Source organism: Janthinobacterium sp. GW822-FHT07A03 (assembly GCF_058798815.1).
The window spans coordinates 46138-61345 of sequence record NZ_JBXAKW010000008.1 but is presented as its reverse complement, the minus strand read 5'-3'; the positions used below and the strand labels follow the sequence as shown (position 1 = coordinate 61345).

At 65.3% G+C, this 15208-nt stretch carries 10 protein-coding genes and 1 pseudogene; 3 read left to right on the top strand and 8 right to left on the bottom strand.

The window, feature by feature from the left end; translation table 11 throughout:
* Nucleotides 1-19: 19 nt before the first annotated feature.
* The 8 genes from tssH to AC1RJW_RS21985 form a co-directional block, all read right to left on the bottom strand.
* Nucleotides 20-2680 (bottom strand): type VI secretion system ATPase TssH, encoded by a 2661-nt coding sequence (tssH, locus tag AC1RJW_RS22020; protein ID WP_493046858.1) that lies wholly within the window; start codon nt 2678-2680, stop codon nt 20-22.
* Between the two features lie 55 nt (nt 2681-2735).
* Entirely contained in the window at nt 2736-3821 is a 1086-nt protein-coding gene (tssG, locus tag AC1RJW_RS22015) for a type VI secretion system baseplate subunit TssG (protein WP_493046857.1), read from the bottom strand.
* Nucleotides 3785-5629 (bottom strand): type VI secretion system baseplate subunit TssF, encoded by a 1845-nt coding sequence (gene tssF, locus AC1RJW_RS22010; protein ID WP_493046856.1) that lies wholly within the window; start codon nt 5627-5629, stop codon nt 3785-3787. The genes tssG and tssF overlap by 37 nt, the downstream gene beginning before the upstream one ends.
* A 2-nt stretch (nt 5630-5631) precedes the next feature.
* Nucleotides 5632-6123, bottom strand: coding sequence for a type VI secretion system baseplate subunit TssE (gene tssE / locus AC1RJW_RS22005; protein ID WP_326459060.1), 492 nt, complete (start codon nt 6121-6123; stop codon nt 5632-5634).
* Between the two features lie 115 nt (nt 6124-6238).
* The gene (locus AC1RJW_RS22000; protein WP_035817450.1) at nt 6239-6730 is read right to left on the bottom strand and encodes an Hcp family type VI secretion system effector; all 492 of its coding nucleotides are present in this window, start codon (nt 6728-6730) and stop codon (nt 6239-6241) included.
* A gap of 33 nt (nt 6731-6763) precedes the next feature.
* Complete coding sequence (gene tssC, locus AC1RJW_RS21995) at nt 6764-8248, bottom strand: type VI secretion system contractile sheath large subunit (RefSeq protein ID WP_493046855.1); 1485 nt, start codon at nt 8246-8248, stop codon at nt 6764-6766.
* A 1-nt stretch (nt 8249) separates the two neighbouring features.
* On the bottom strand, nt 8250-8759 hold the full coding sequence (tssB, locus tag AC1RJW_RS21990; RefSeq protein WP_493046854.1) for a type VI secretion system contractile sheath small subunit: 510 nt from the start codon (nt 8757-8759) through the stop codon (nt 8250-8252).
* A 73-nt stretch (nt 8760-8832) separates the two neighbouring features.
* Complete coding sequence (locus AC1RJW_RS21985) at nt 8833-9408, bottom strand: hypothetical protein (protein WP_493046853.1); 576 nt, start codon at nt 9406-9408, stop codon at nt 8833-8835.
* A 288-nt stretch (nt 9409-9696) separates the two neighbouring features.
* On the opposite strand from AC1RJW_RS21985, the gene tssK reads away from it, so the two are divergent.
* The 3 genes and pseudogenes from tssK to AC1RJW_RS21970 all read left to right on the top strand — a co-directional run.
* Nucleotides 9697-11043 carry a type VI secretion system baseplate subunit TssK gene (gene tssK / locus AC1RJW_RS21980; protein ID WP_326459056.1) on the top strand — a complete coding sequence of 449 codons (1347 nt, stop codon included), beginning with the start codon at nt 9697-9699 and terminating at the stop codon, nt 11041-11043.
* Nucleotides 11044-11052: 9 nt separating this feature from the next.
* On the top strand, nt 11053-11835 hold the full coding sequence (icmH, locus tag AC1RJW_RS21975) for a type IVB secretion system protein IcmH/DotU (RefSeq protein ID WP_493046852.1): 783 nt from the start codon (nt 11053-11055) through the stop codon (nt 11833-11835).
* Nucleotides 11835-14475: pseudogene (locus AC1RJW_RS21970) on the top strand (type VI secretion system Vgr family protein); the annotation flags it as partial. The gene icmH and the pseudogene AC1RJW_RS21970, both read left to right, overlap by 1 nt.
* Nucleotides 14476-15208: the final 733 nt, after the last annotated feature.

The window sequence follows — 15208 nt, the reverse complement described above, 5'->3', positions numbered from 1 at the left end:
ACGCTTGCCGGCGTGACGCCTATTTGATCGTATACCGGAACTGCCCCTGCTTGCCGGCGCTGGCCTTGATACGGCTGATGCCCTGCCCTTCCGCCATGCGTGCCAGCACGGCTTCGGCGATTTCCGGCAGCAGGCTGCCATTGAGGATATTGTCGACATTGCGCGCGCCCGAATCGACTTCGGTGCAGCGCGCCAGCACCGCCTCGACCAGCGCCTCGTCGTAGAGGAACTCGGCCTGGTGATTGGCGGCGATGCGGGCGGCGATCCGGCCCAGCTTCAGGCCGATGATACGGGCCAGCACGTCGTCGCCGATCGGATAATAGGGAATCACCTTCAGGCGCCCCAGGAATGCGGGCTTGAAGACCTTCAGCAGTTGCGGGCGGATGGCCAGCTCCAGTTGCTCCGGCGTCGGCAGCTGCTCCGCCGGCAGGTTCAGGCACGCCTGCATCATGGTGGCCGACGCCACGTTCGAGGTCAGGATGATGATGGTATTCTTGAAATCGATCTCGCGTCCCTCGGCATCGTCCATCACGCCCTTGTCGAAGACCTGGAAAAACAGCTCCATGACATCGGGATGCGCCTTTTCCACCTCGTCGAGCAGCAGCACGCTGTACGGATTGCGGCGCACCGCTTCGGTCAGCACGCCGCCTTCACCGTAGCCGACATAGCCGGGCGGCGAACCCTTCAGCCCCGACACGCTGTGGGCTTCCTGATATTCGCTCATGTTGATGGAAATGAGCTTGCGTTCGCCGCCGTACAGCACGTCGGCCAGCGCCAGCGCCGTTTCCGTCTTGCCAATGCCGGATGGGCCGACGAACAGGAACACGCCCTTCGGCTTGTCCGGGTCGTCCAGGTTGGCGCGCGCCGTGCGCACGCGCTGCGCCACCGCCTCGATCGCGTGGGGCTGGCCCAGCACGCGCTCCTGCAGCAAATCCTTCAGCCGCAGCACCGTCTTGAGTTCATCCTTGACCATCTTGCCCAGCGGGATGCCGGTCCAGCCGGCGACGATTTCCGCCACCACGTGGCCATCGACCTGCACCGTCACCAGCGGCGTCTCGCCCTGCAGCGATGCGAGTTCGGCCTGCAGCGCCAGCAGCTCGCGCCCCTGGCCCGCGTCGGCCGGCGTGCCGTCCTCGAGCTGCCGGCGGATCGCCTGGATCTGTTCCGACAGCGCCTTTTCGCTGTCCCAGCGCGCGGCCAGCTGCGCGTGCTCCTGCGTGGCGGCGCCGCGTTCGGCGTCGAGCCGCTGCAGCCGCGCGCCATGGCGCGCGCCGCCGCTCTCCTCGCGCGCCAGGGCCGAGGCTTCCGCATCGATGCGCTCGCGCCGGCGCGCCACGCTGTCGAGCAGGGCCGGCGTGGCGCTCTGCCCCAGCGCCACCCTGGCGCAGGCCGTATCGAGCACGCTGATGGCCTTGTCCGGCAGCTGGCGGCCCGCGATGTAGCGGTGCGACAGGCGCACGGCCTCGGTGATCGCCTCGTCGAAGATGCGCACCTTGAAATGCCGCTCCATCAGGGGCGCCATGCCGCGCAACATGGCGCACGCCAGCTCTTCGCTCGGCTCCTCGATCTTGACGACCTGGAAGCGGCGCGCCAGCGCGGCATCCTTTTCAAAATATTTTTTGTATTCGCCCCAGGTAGTGGCGGCGATCGTGCGCAGCTCGCCGCGCGCCAGCGCCGGTTTCAGCAGGTTGGCCGCATCGTTCTGGCCGGCGCTGCCGCCGGCGCCGATCATCGTGTGTGCCTCGTCGATGAAGAGGATGATGGCGTGCGCGCTCTTGCCCACTTCGGCGATGACGTTTTTCAGGCGGTTCTCGAACTCGCCCTTGACACTGGCGCCGGCCTGCAGCAGGCCCATGTCCAGCGTGTGGATCTCCACGCCCTGCAGGATCTCAGGCACGTCGCCCTGCACGATGCGCAGCGCCAGGCCCTCGACCACGGCCGTCTTGCCGACACCGGCCTCGCCCGTCAGGATCGGGTTATTCTGGCGCCGCCGCATCAGGATGTCGATCGCCTGGCGGATTTCCATGTCGCGCCCGATCACGGGATCGACCTTGCCGGCGCGCGCGCGTGCCGTCAGGTTGACCGTGAACTGGTCCAGCGCTGGCGTTTTCGACGCCGCCGCCCCGCCGGCCAGCTCCCCCACGGGATCGCCGCCGGCATCGCCCGCCGCCTCCTGCCCCGCGGCCGCCTCGCCGGCTTCCTGCGAGCCCTCGGTCAGCTTGTCGAGCCCGTGCTTGATCTCGTCGAGCTTGAATTCGTGGAACAGCGCCGAACCCCGGTAGGCCAGCTGCGCCAGTTCCGGCTCGGTCAGCAGCGCCTGCAGCAAATGGCCGCTGCGGATGCTCACCTGCCGCCCGGCCCGCAAATCGAGCGAGGCGATCAGCCAGGCATGCTCGAACAGCTTGGGCAGGCGCACGGAAAACACGGGCGTGCGCGCATTGCCCGTCTGCAGGCGCGCCACTTCGGCGCGCAAATCCGCTTCCAGCATGCTCACGCTGACGCCGCTCCTGCGGGCAATCAGCACGAAATCGCTGCGCGGCTGCTCCAGCAACGCGAGGAAGACGTGCTCCAGGTCGACTTCATACTGCCCCAGGCCGACGCAAAGACTGGCCGCGCGCGTGGCGGCCGTGCGGCAGGTGTCGTTCAACTTGCTGATCAATGTTTTCAGGTTGATGCTCATGGGGCGGCGGTCCTTGTCGGGTGAGAGTGGGCGAAATCGATGCAGTGGCGCGCGCTCAAGCCAGCGCATGCAGTTCATAGCGGACATCGGCGCGGTCCTGCGCCTCGCCGCCGGTGATCAGGAAACTGTCCCAGCCCAGCCGCCCGCCGCTGCGCGGCTCCGCCAGCGCAATGCCCTGCACGTCGGCGGCGCGCAGCACCAGCTGCACCTCGTATTCCAGGCACAGGCCGGTGAACATGGCGAGCATCTTCTCGAGCGCGAGAGCGGCCGCGCCGCCAGGCAGGAAGGCGTCGAAGTGACAGCGGGCCAGCGGGCCGATGGTCAGGCGCAGGCGCAGGTCGCGCTGCCAGACGCGCGCGCCGACCATGGCGGTCGCGCCCAGCAAGGCGTTGCTGCCGCCCAGCGTGCTTTGCTGCTCGCGCGGCACGTCGTACCAGCAGCCGACAAACTGACTGACGGCGATGCGCTGCCCGAAATACTCGGACAGCACCTGGCCGATCAGCACGGCCGACGGCGGCCGGTGGCGCATGGCGGCGGCAAAGTAGCCCACCGATTCGTCGAGCACGCCCGTGCCGTCGCCCGCCAGGCGCTGGCGCAGCGAGGCGTTTCCCAGTCCCGCCAGCGACAGCAGCAGCGGCAGGAACTGGTCCTTGCCGTCGAGCTGGTATTTGAGCTCCAGCCGGTACTTGCGCCACGCTTCGTAGAACAGGGCCAGGGCGCGGTTCGAAAACGTGTCGAGGAAGGCGCGCGGCCCCTCGTCCTTTTCATACAGCTGGTGCGTGGCGATGCGTTCCGTATAGTGCAGCGGCAGCGCGCCGGCGACGCCGAGAAAGCCCATGAAGGCCGGCGTGACGCGCACGTATTTCAGCTGCCCGCTGCGCAGCGCAGCGCCCAGGGCGTCGGCGTCCGTGGCCAGTTCGCGCGGTTCGGACGCCAGCGCCTCGAGCTGGCTGGGGGCGAAGTCGAGCGAGATGGAATTCTGGAAGCGCAGGAAACTGGCCACCGCATCATCGTGCGGCAAGCCATTGCGCCTGAGCCACAGCTCCAGCATGCGTACCGCCTGAAAATACTGGAAGCGGCAAGGCTGGGCAAACAGGCGCTCGATTACACTAGGCTCGAATCGCCGCTGCGTGGTTTGCATCGCCACAGCTCCTCTCCTGATTTTTTTGCCAGCACCACCAGCTGGGTGAAGCTGTTCGCATGCACATACAAGCCCAGGAAGCACTCGATCACATGCGCAAAGGCGTGGATGCCGCTGCCGACGAAGGCCTCTTCGTCTATCGTCAGCCGCACTTCGACGCCACGCACCAGACAGGCGAAGGGATTGCCTGGCAGCCAGGCATTGACGGCCTGGTGGGCGATGGCGGTAATGCCGCGTATCTGCCGCTGCGACGTCGCCGAGCGCGGCAAGTCGTACAGGGTCAGCATTTCCTGGAACGCTTCCAGACCGCTGCCGGCCAGCGACAGGTGGTTCAGCGCCAGATGCGAAATCAAGCGCCAGTGGGCGCCCCGTCCCCGTTCGAAACGGTGCGACTCGCTGGGTTTGCGCAGCAGGCTGATGCTGCGCACGCTGGAGCCGCCTTCGAGGAACAGGTCGCCGCCATGCAAGCCGTAGGTCAGCTGCGCCGGCAAGTCGCGGTTGGTGCAGCTCAGTTCCAGGCTGAGCGTATCCGTTTCCACCGCGGCGGGATCGAAATCGATGTCGACGATCGAGATCTGCGTCTCGTAGCCGGGACTCTTGCCGGCGATGATCTCGTCGCGCCGCATGACCCAGTAGTGGCCATCCCTGGCCGGGGTTTCGCCATGGCGCAGCGAATAGAATGGACGGAATTCCACCACGGATTCGCCCTGCGGCGTCTGCCGCACCAGCTTGACCGAGTCGATGGACTGCACCTCGAACGCATAGGCGCGGCGCGCATCGGCCAGCACGGGATAGCTGGCGGCCGTGTGCGTGAGGCGGATCGGTTCGCCGCGCTGGCGGAACAGGTTGACCACCGGCGTGCAGCCCAGCAACAGGTTGTGCGTGCTCATCGTCCCCAGCAGGCGCGCCGTGTTCGAATCGGTGCGCAGGCCGCTCAGCGCCAGGTGCAAGGTGATGCGGCGGCAGCCGGACGGCAGCGCGGCGCACAGCGCGCCGAGGTCGATGTCGAAGAAGTTGAATTTCTCGGGAAAGCAGAAATACTCGGTCAGCAGCCGGTAGGCAGGATGCGAGCGGGCAGAAAACGGGATCAGCGCATCGTCCTCGGCAAAGCCGGCGCTGCGCAGCGGAATGCCGTCGAGCGCGACCCAGCTGCCGCTGCCGTCCGCCTCGGCGTAGGCCTTCACGGTGCGCATGAACAGGGCGTCGCGCAGCGCCGCGCAAAACGAGGGCTGGCCATCGATGAACACGCGCAGCGACGCCAGTCCCAGCTGGCCCAGCGCCAGCTGCGCGGCGCTCGACTCGATGGTGATGCGCACGCCCGAGGTGGCATTCGCGGGCAACAGCACCTGTTCCGGCGCCTCGATAATGGCGGAAAACGCCGCCTGCGTGAGCGCCAGCGGCGCCACCGTCACGGGGTAGGCCGTGCGGAAGGTGCAGGCCACGCCTTTCACGGGGCGCGTCGTCAGCTCCGTGCCGCGGGCGATTTCCGCGGGCGCCGTCAGCTGCGCCGCCGCGGCGCCGTAATCCATGCGCGCGATCGAGCACGAGGGAAACGGCCGCAGATAATGCGGATACAGCACCTCGAACAGCGCTTCGGTGAATTCGGGATAATCGTCGTCGATGCGCTTCGAGATGCGCGAATTGAGCAGCGCGAAGGACTGGATCATGCGCTCGATATGCGGGTCTTCGCACACCTCGCCGCCCATCAGCAGGCGCCCGGCGATCTTCGGGTAACGCTCGGAAAACTCGCGCGAATAGCGGCGCAGGAAACCCAGTTCGCGCTCGTAATAGGGCAGCAATTCTTCCAAGGTCAGGCTCCCGTGGGCGCGGCGCGGCGCCCCTTGCTGATCGTGTAATGCAGGCTGGACGGCTGCAGGATGGCGTCGAAGCTGACCGGTTCGTGCGCCGCATGTACCACCAGCAGCGCGCTGATGGCGAAATTGAGGCGGTTGATCGAGCCTTCCTCGATTTCCAGCGATGCGCGCACCTGGCGCAAGCGCGGCTCGTGGCGGGCGATGGCCTTTTCCAGGCACTGGCAGATATAGGCGCGGTCGTCCGTGCTCGACAGGCTAAGCCCGGCGAAATCGTTCAAGCCATACGTGATGATCGACTTGCCGCACTCGGGAAAGGGTTTGAGCAGCGCCTCGGGCAGCACGGCGCGCGTGTTGAGCAGCGCTTCGAGATCGCGCGCCACGGTGTCTTTCAAGTCCTCGAGCGAGAGGCGCGAGACGGTGCCGCTGGAGGCGCCGTGCACGGGCGTATCCATCAGGCGGTCGAACAGGCCTGGCGTAAAACCTTTCATGGGCTTCCCGTTTCATGGGTGGCGTGGACACCGCTGCCGGCGGCCAGGAAAGCCAGCGGCGGCAGCGCGCCGCTGGCATACGCGGTCAGGGACGGTCAAGTACGGTCGGATTCGGTCAGGCCGTCTTGTTGGCCGACAGGTCCCAGCCGCCGGAGGTGTTACCGCCCGAACCGCCACCGACTTTTTGCTGGGTGTACTTCCACTTGACCTTGGAATACTTGAGCGCCAGGTCTTCGCCGAGAATGTCGCCCGCGGCCACCGATGGCGCCACGCTGCTGATCATCACATTTTCCAGTTCGATTTCAAAGTACTTGATGCGCTCGCCCTGGCCGTCGGCACGCAGGAACTCGAGCTTGGCTTTCGGGATGGTCTTGCCCGAGGAGCAAGTCTGCAGCAGCAAGGGACTGGCGAGATCGGCCATCTTGGCGATGACGATATCCTTGTGTTCGGTACGTTCGGCAGTATGGCCGCCGCCCGTCGAGGCGGTCGCCGATTTGGGTTGCAGAACTTGCCACTGGACCGACTTGCATTCGATCCAATCTTTGTGGCTGTTATCCGTGGATTCGCCTTTGATGCCATCAATTTGCAAGTATACGTCGATTGCCATGTCATTCCTTTCAAGGGTGTAAAGAAAAATACATTACGATTTGGTCGACTGCGGAAGCTCCGCGACCAAACGGAGTGAAACGGACAATTCGTCCAATTGGAAATGCGGACGCAAAAAGGACACGGCGCGGTACACGCCGGGCCGGCCCGGCACTTCCGCCACCTGCACCGAGGCTTCGCGCAGCGGAAACTGGGCTTTCTGTTCCTGGCTGGCGTTATCGTCGAGCAAGACGTACTGCGTCAGCCAGCGGTTGAGGAAATCTTCCACGTTGGAGGCGGCGGCAAAGCTGCCGATCTTGTCGCGCATCATGGCCTTCATATAGTGGGCGATGCGCGACACGGCGAAGATGTATTGCAGCTGCGCCGACAGCACCGCGTTCGCATTGGCGGCGTCGGTATTGTATTTTTTCGCCTTCTGCGCCGACTGGGCGCCGAAAAACGCGGCATAGTCCGTATTCTTGCAGTGCACGAGTGAGATGAAGCCCAGGTCGCTCAATTCCTTTTCGCGGCGGTCCGTGATGGCGATCTCCGTCGGGCATTTCAGCGCCACCTCGCCCTCGTCCGTCTTGAAGGTATGCGTCGGCAAATCCTCCACCAGACCGCCCCCCTCCACGCCGCGGATCGCCGCGCACCAGCCGTAATCCTCGAAGGCGGCCGTCAGCTTGGTGCCGAAAGCGTAGGCGGCATTGCACCACAGGTATTTCTGGTGGTCGGTGCCGTCGACGTCCTCGACGAAATTGAAGCCGTCGACGGTGGCGCCATCGAGCGGATTGAACGGCAGCCGGCCCAGGAAGCGGGGCAAGGTCAGGCCCACGTAGCGCGAATCCTCCGATTCGCGCAAGGATTTCCACTTCGCATACTCGACCGTGTCGAATACCTTGGCCAGGTCGCGCGGCTTGCCTAGGTCGCTATAGCTTTCCAGGCCAAACAGTTCCGGCGACGCGGACGAGATGAACGGCGCGTGCGCGGCGGCAGCCACATGCGACATCTGCTCGATGAAATACATGTCTTCCGGCTGGCGGCTGAATTCGAAGTCGCCCAGCAAGGTGCCGAACGGCGCTCCGCCAAAGGTGCCGAATTCCTCTTCGTAGACCTTCTTGAACATGGTCGACTGGTCGAACTCCAGCGCGCTCTGGAAATCCTTGACCAGTTCGCGCTTGGTCGCGTTCATCATCTTGATCTTCAGATTCGTGCCGGTGGCCGTGTTCTTCACCAGGTAATGCAGGCCCGTCCAGCTGCTTTCCAGCTTCTGGAATTCGGGCGCATGCATGATGGCGCTGAGCTGCGCAGAAATGAGCTGGTCCAGTTCGGCCACGCGGGCATCGATGGTGGCGGCCAGGTTATTCGATACCACCACCGTGCCCTCCATGACCTGACTGACCAGTTCGGAAATGAGGTCCTTGGCGCGGGCGTGTTCGACGCTGGACTTGGCCACCTTGCTCTGCTCGACGATCTGGTCGAGCAAGTCGATTTCGGCGGCGCCGGCAGCGCTCAATGCGGGGGTCAGTTGTGCGGACATATCAATCTTTCCTGACGTGGGAGTGTTGTTCCAGCTGGGCCAGTTTTTCCGTGCTGTTGAGCACGTCATTCAGGATGTCTTCCAGCTTGTCGTTGCCGGCCAGCTTGTTGCGCAGGTCGGCCAGCTTGGTGCGCGCCTCGAGCAGCTTGCGCAGCGGCTCGACCTGCTCGACCACCGCTTCCGGGCGAAAATCGGCGATCGCGCGAAATTTCAGCTCGACGCCGAACTGGCCGCCATCGGCGCCCAGCTCATTGGGCACGCGGAAACTGGCGCGCGGCTCGATGCCCTTCATCACCTCATCGAAATTATCGCGGTCGATATCGACGAACTTGCGGTCCTTCAGGCGCTTCTGCTCGAGTTCGGAATTGCCGCCGAAATCGCCCACCACACCCACCACGAAGGGCAGCTCCTTGTTTTCGATGGCGTCGCCGATCTCGACGTCATAGGTCATCTGCACGCGTGGCGGGCGTACCTTTTGCAAACGCTTCTGCACACTATCTTTCTTCGACATGACATCCCCTTCCAAAATGTTGGCAGCATCGGCGATGCGCCTGTTGAACTGCGGCGTACCTGTGCCTGGCTGGCTACTTCAGGGCATTGAATGGATTGGCGCTGCCTTCATCGGCAGTGCGCTTGCTTGGCTGCTTGCGGGACGTGCGCACGGGCGGCTTGTCCGGCGGCGGCACCAGCACCGTTTCGCCCAGGCTCTCGCGCAGCAGCTTGGCCAGGTCCTGCGATTCCGCGCGCAGCGGACCGGACAGGTTGTTCTGACGGCTCAGGTCGGCCAGCGCCCGCGTCGACAGGCGCAGTCCGCTGATGGCGATCACGCTGTTGGCCAGCTTGTCGGCAGGATCGCGCACCAGCACTTCCTGGGCATTGAGGATGGCTTCGCCATACTGGCCGGCATCGTAGCGGCTTTGCGCCATGCGCACCCAGGGCTGCTTGTCGGCGGGCGCAGCGGCGGCGGCTTCCTGCCACAGCGCCAGCGCCGCCGCCTTGTTGCCCGTGTCCACCGCCTGCGTGGCCTTGGCCATCAGCTCTTCCAGCGTCGGCGGCGCCACGACGAGCGGCGCTTTGGCCACCGGTGCCGTGCTGCAGGCGCCGAGGGCGAAAGCACAGGCGATAACGGCAAGAGTGCGTAGCGAAACCGAACGTGTCATGTTGAGCTTTCCTTCAAAAAAGAGGACTGTTTTGACGATTGAAAAGTTGCTTTTTATGGTTGCTAATTGTTCATTTTTCGGAGCGTAACATGATTTGAAAATTCACTGTGTTCAATAGAAAATACGCGAAAACTCACACTACCCACGCTAAAAACGTACAGTACGCACCATTCCTCAAGATAATGTTAAGGTTCTTGCAGTTGCGAAAAAAGCACCAGGTTGCGCGATGCGAAGCATGATCTCAGTCGCTGCCGCGCGCCTCACTGTGTCTGGCATAGAGGGCAATCCATGAGCATGGCAAACAAGTTGTTATGGGGCGAAGGGCTGTTCCTGCGGCCCCAGCATTTCCAGCAGCAAGACCAGTACCACGAACAGCGCCTGCACGAGAGCGTCAAGGCGCTGCACCCGTATGCGTGGGGAGTGAATCAGTTGCAGATCGACCGCGATGCGCTGGCCAACAACAGCTTGCGCCTGCTGGAACTGTCGCTGGTCTTCCAGGACGGCGAAATCTACAATGCGGCCGGAAGCGATGAACTGCCCGACGCGCTCGACCTGGGCAACTTGCCGTCGTCACTGCAATCGGTGACCTTCCACGCCGCCTTGCCGGCGTTCAAGCCATTCGGCGGCAACTTCGCCGCCAGCGGCCAGCCCAACAACGCGGCGCGCTACGCCCAGGCCAATCTCAGTACGCCCGACCTGTACACCCAGGCCGCGCAGGCCGAACTGACCTACCTGAAAAAAACCCTGCGCCTGGTCGCCGATTCCGAGCCGCGCGATTCCTACGTCAGCTTCCCCCTGCTGCGCCTGCGGCGCCTGTCGACGGGCGGCTTCGAGCAGGACCCCTCCTTCGTGCCCCCCAGCCTGTCCATCCGCAGCGCGCCCCTGCTGTTCCTGCAGCTGCGCCGCCTGATCGACGCGCTGCAGGCCAAGGTCAACGCGCTGTATGGCCATCACCGCGAGCCGAGCAAGAGCGTGATCGAATTCCGTTCCGGCGACATGTCCTCGTTCTGGCTGCTGCATACGGCCAGCGCGGCCTACGCCTCGCTCAGCCATTACTTCCATCATCCGGCGCTGCATCCGGAGCGGCTGTACGAACAGCTGCTGGCCCTGGCCGGCGGCTTGATGACCTTTTCAAGAAGCCATGCGCTGGCCGATCTGCCGCCGTACCGGCATGCCGATCCCGGACCGTCGTTCGCCCAGCTGCACGCCATGATCCGCGAATTGCTCGACACCGTGATCTCGTCGAAATACTTCGCCATCGCGCTGACGGAAACCAAGCCGTCCTACCATCACGGCAAGCTGGACTCGGAAAAGATCGATGCCAAGACGACGTTCTACCTGGGCGTGTCCGCCGACATGGCCGGCGTGGAACTAGTCGACGTGGTGCCGCTGCGCTTCAAGGTGGGCGCGCCGGACGACGTGGAAAAATTCGTCCTGTCCGCCCTGCCCGGGGTGCGTCTGCAGCATGCGCCGCAGGTGCCGGCCGCCGTGCCCGTGCGCCCCGACATGTTTTACTTCACCATCGACGCCAAGGGCCAGATGTACGAACGCATGCTGCAGGCACAGTCGCTGCTGGTCTATGTCCCTTCCGGCATGCGTGAACTGAAACTCGAACTTGTCGCCGTCACTTCCTGAGGTCCAACGATGCACGCCAGCGCTCCCCCTTCCCTGATGTCCGGCAGCCAGGCCGGCTATGCCTCCGGCATGGCTGCCGGTCCCGGCACCGAACACACCTTGATGGACTTACTGTACGACGGGTTTTACGCCCTGTTCATGCTGAAGAACGGCAGCGGGCCGCAAGACAATGCCGATTTCATCAGCAAGATGACGCACTTCCTCGATGAATTCAGCCGCGGCGCGAAAAAACAGGGGGCGTCGGCGGACGATATCGACGCCGCAAAATATGCGTTCTGCGCGGCCGTCGATGAAATCATCCTGCGCTCGCCCTACGACATCCGCGACGCATGGGCGCGGCGGCCGTTGCAGCTGGTGCTGTTCGGCGACCAGCTGGCCGGCGAAAACTTCTTCATCCGTCTCGAAGCGCTGCGCGCGCGCGGCAGCGCCCACCTGCAGGCGCTCGAGGTATTCCATATGTGCCTGCTGCTGGGTTTCCAGGGCCGCTACATCATGGAAGGTCCGGAAAAACTCAACTACCTGACGGCACGCCTGGGCGACGAAATCGCCCAGATGAAGGGCAAGAAAACCGGCTTCGCCCCGCATGCCGAGCGACCCGACCAGATCATCCACAAGCTGCGCAACAACGTGCCGCCATGGGTGCTGTGTTCCGTGTTCGCCCTGATCTGCGCGCTGGGCTACCTGGGGCTGCGCACCATGCTGGCCAAACAGACGCAAGCGCAGATCAATGCCTACAGCGACATCGTCAAGCTGGCGCCGCGCGTGGCTAACCTGAGCATTACCCTGCCGTGATGGACGGCGCACAACCAGCGCCCGCGGCAACGGGCCAGTTCGGCACAGGTCTGAGCCAGCATGCACGACTCATCACACTGGCCACGGCCCAGCAGTCCGGACAGCCCGAATCGCTGATGGCGGAACAGTTCGAGGGCCGCGAGGCCGTCAATGAACTGTTCCGCTTCGAGGTCGATGCCCTGAGTACCGCGGCCAACCTGGACCTGGCGTCCTTCATCGGCGAGGAAATGACGCTTGGCCTGCTGCAGCCCGACGGCAGCCAGCGCGCCTGGCACGGCATCTGCACCGATTGCGCCTGGCTGGGCGCGGACGGCGGCGTGGCGCGCTACCGGCTGCGCCTCGAGCCGGCACTGGCCCTGCTGCGGCTGCGCCGCGACAGTTATATTTTCCAGGACAAGCATGCGCGCGACATCGTCACCGAGCTGCTGGCCGACTACCCGCAGCTACGCTTCGAATTCGACGTCAGCCAGGCGCTGGCCACGCGCGCCATCTGCACCCAGTACCGCGAAAGCGACTTCGATTTCTTCGCGCGCCTGCTGGCCGCCGAAGGCCTGAGCTGGCGCTTCGAGCACGACCAGCCCGGCGGCGCGCAGGAAGGCGGCGATGGCCAGGCACAGGCCAGACACAAACTGGTGATCTTCGACAGCAAGGCCGCCGCGCCGCAGACCCCGGGCGGCGCCGAGATGCGCTTTCACGGCGTGCGCGCCACCGATACGGACGACGCCATCGACCGCTTCGGCGCGCGCCGCCAGGTGCAGTCGAATGCCGTCAGCATCAGCAGCTGGCACCCGGAGCAGGTGACGGCGCCCGCCGCCGAGCAGGTCTCCAGCCTGGCGGCCGGCCAGTTGCCGCAGCTGGCCGTGTATGACGGCGCCGGCGAGCGCCGGCATGCCGACCGCGCGGCAGCCGGGCCGCACAGCGAGCGCATGCTGCAAGCGCTGGAACTGGACAACAAGCAGTTCGACGGCGCCGGCGCCGTGCGCCGCCTGGCCGCCGGCCACGCCATGCGCCTGCTGCAGCACGAGCAGCATGCCGATGGCGCCAACGACTTCACCGTGCTGTGGGCCGAGCACCAGGCGCGCAACAATGCGGGACCGGCCGGCGCCAGCCTGGACGGCATGCTGTCGAAGCTGGCCAGGATGGCCGGCCTGGGCGGCGTGGCCGACCGGATCGCCGGCCAGATCGAACCGGGCACCTACCGCAACCGCTTCGGCTGCGTGCGCGCCAGCGTGGCCATCGTGCCGCGCGCCACAGCCGCGCGCACGCCAGCCGTGGCGCTGGGGCCGCAGACGGCGCTGGTGGTGGGCCTGGCCGACAGCGTGGCCACCACGGGCCGCGACCACCAGGTGCGCATCCAGTTTGCCTGGCAGCGCGGCAGCGCCGCCAATCCGGGCGGCCTGGCGCACAACACCGACCAGCAGGGCAACGCACCCGGCAACGAGGCGTCCGGCGCCTGGGTGCGCGTGGCCGAAGCGCTGGCCGGCCCGAACTGGGGTTCGCAATTCACGCCGCGCCTCGGCACCGAAGTGCTGGTCGACTTCATCGAAGGCGACATGGACCGCCCGCTGGTCGTCGCCCAGCTCTACACGGGCAGCGACGCGCCGCCGTATGCGGCCGGCGAGGATGCGGGCGTCAACCACGCAGGCGTCCTGTCAGGCATGCACAGCCACAATTTCGACGGCGCCGGCTACAACCAGTGGGTGCTCGACGATACCCGGGGCCAGCTGCGCACCCGGCTCGCTTCGAGCAGCGCCGCCACCGAGCTCAATCTGGGCTACCTGGTGCAGCAAGGCGCCAGCTCGGCGCAGCGGGGCCGCTACCGCGGCAGCGGCTTTGAATTGCGCACCGATGCCTGGGCCATGCTGCGCGCAGGCGAAGGCATGCTGATCTCGACCACGGCGCGCGCGCGCCTGGGTGCCGGCGTGGCGTCGAGCCAGCTCGACACCAAGGAAGCGCTGGCCCTGCTGCGCGGCGCCTGTGAACTGAGCAAGACGGTGGCAACGTCGGCAAGCCAGCAAAAAGCGCTCGTCAGCAAGGAGGCGAACCAGGCGCAGCTGGACATGGCGGCGCAAATCGACCCGCAGCAGGACGGCAAGTACCAGGCCAATGTGGGCGGCCAGGAAGCGAGCAAGGCGGGCAGCGGCACGCGCGAACCCGATACGGCGCAGCCCGTGGAACGCTACGCCCAGCCGCTCGTGCTGATGGAGTCGCCCACCAGCATCAACTGGGCCACGCCCGCGTCGACCGTGCTGTTCGCGGCCCAGCAGCTGCACTGGACGGCGCAGGCCGACCTGCACATGACGGCCGGCCAGACGGTCGCCTCGGTGGCGGCCAACGCGGCCACGCTGTTCAGCCAGGAAGGCGGCATCAAGGCCGTCGCCGGCAACGGCCCCGTCTCGCTCGAAGCGCATACCGACCAGCTGGAAATCCTCGCCGATCAAGCCGTCACGGTAATTTCCGTGAGCGACAGCATCGACATCAAGGCCAACCAGAAAATCGTCCTGCAGGCGGGACAATCGTCGATCACGCTCGAAGGCGGCGACATCACCTTCCGCTGCCCCGGGCATTTTACGGTCAAGGGCGGCCAGCACGTCTTCAACGGCGGCGCCAGTGCCGCCGCCGGCCTGCCGCCGTTGCCCGACAGCCGCTTGAAATTGTTCGACGAAGGCTTCTTGCTGAAAGACCGCGACACGGGCGAGCTCATGGCGCGCCAGCCGTATCGCGTCAAGCGCGCCGACGGCACCATCGAAACGGGCATGACGGACGCCAGGGGCCTGACCCACATCGTGGCGGCTGCCGCCGTCGAGGCGCTGGTGATCGAGCTGCTCAAATCGCCGGGCCAGTTGCCCGAAACGCCGGACAGCCCTGCCCCTGCGCCGGCGCCCGGCCCGGACACGCGCGCCAAGGGGCCGGCGCCCGGCACGACGGCCAAGGCGCCGCCCAAACCCGAGCCGAAATTCAAGGAAACGGGCACCTCGAGCACCAGCCCCGTCGACAACAAGAAGCGCAAGGAAGTGCTGATCAAGCGGCCTGCCTGCTGGATCGAGGACTATGAAAAGGAGATCTCCGTCTCCAGCGTACCGCGCTATAACAACACCTTCGGCGCCAACGGCGCGCCGCACAACTATTTCGACACCGTGCGCTACAAGATCTACGTGCCCGTCAAATCGAACACCGGCATCATCGCCGAACTGCGCGTCAAGGTGATCACCGTACTCGAGCCGGCCGACCAGGCGCTGGAAGACCGCGAGCGGGGCACACCGCAGGCCGCCACGCGGGCCAAGCAGCGCGCCGCCGTCATCAAGTACGTCAAGGGCATCGCCACCACAGGCCTGGAAAGCCACTGGAACAATAAATTCCGGATGGAGATCAG

Excerpts from the sequence above, each read along its gene's own strand:
- tssH (WP_493046858.1), bottom strand. The coding sequence starts at position 2,680 with ATGAGCATCAACCTGAAAACATTGATCAGCAAGTTGAACGACACCTGC.
- tssG (WP_493046857.1), bottom strand. The coding sequence starts at position 3,821 with ATGCAAACCACGCAGCGGCGATTCGAGCCTAGTGTAATCGAGCGCCTG.
- tssE (WP_326459060.1), bottom strand. The coding sequence starts at position 6,123 with ATGAAAGGTTTTACGCCAGGCCTGTTCGACCGCCTGATGGATACGCCC.
- AC1RJW_RS22000 (WP_035817450.1), bottom strand. The coding sequence starts at position 6,730 with ATGGCAATCGACGTATACTTGCAAATTGATGGCATCAAAGGCGAATCC.
- tssC (WP_493046855.1), bottom strand. The coding sequence starts at position 8,248 with ATGTCCGCACAACTGACCCCCGCATTGAGCGCTGCCGGCGCCGCCGAA.
- tssB (WP_493046854.1), bottom strand. The coding sequence starts at position 8,759 with ATGTCGAAGAAAGATAGTGTGCAGAAGCGTTTGCAAAAGGTACGCCCG.
- AC1RJW_RS21985 (WP_493046853.1), bottom strand. The coding sequence starts at position 9,408 with ATGACACGTTCGGTTTCGCTACGCACTCTTGCCGTTATCGCCTGTGCT.
- tssK (WP_326459056.1), top strand. The coding sequence starts at position 9,697 with ATGAGCATGGCAAACAAGTTGTTATGGGGCGAAGGGCTGTTCCTGCGG.
- icmH (WP_493046852.1), top strand. The coding sequence starts at position 11,053 with ATGCACGCCAGCGCTCCCCCTTCCCTGATGTCCGGCAGCCAGGCCGGC.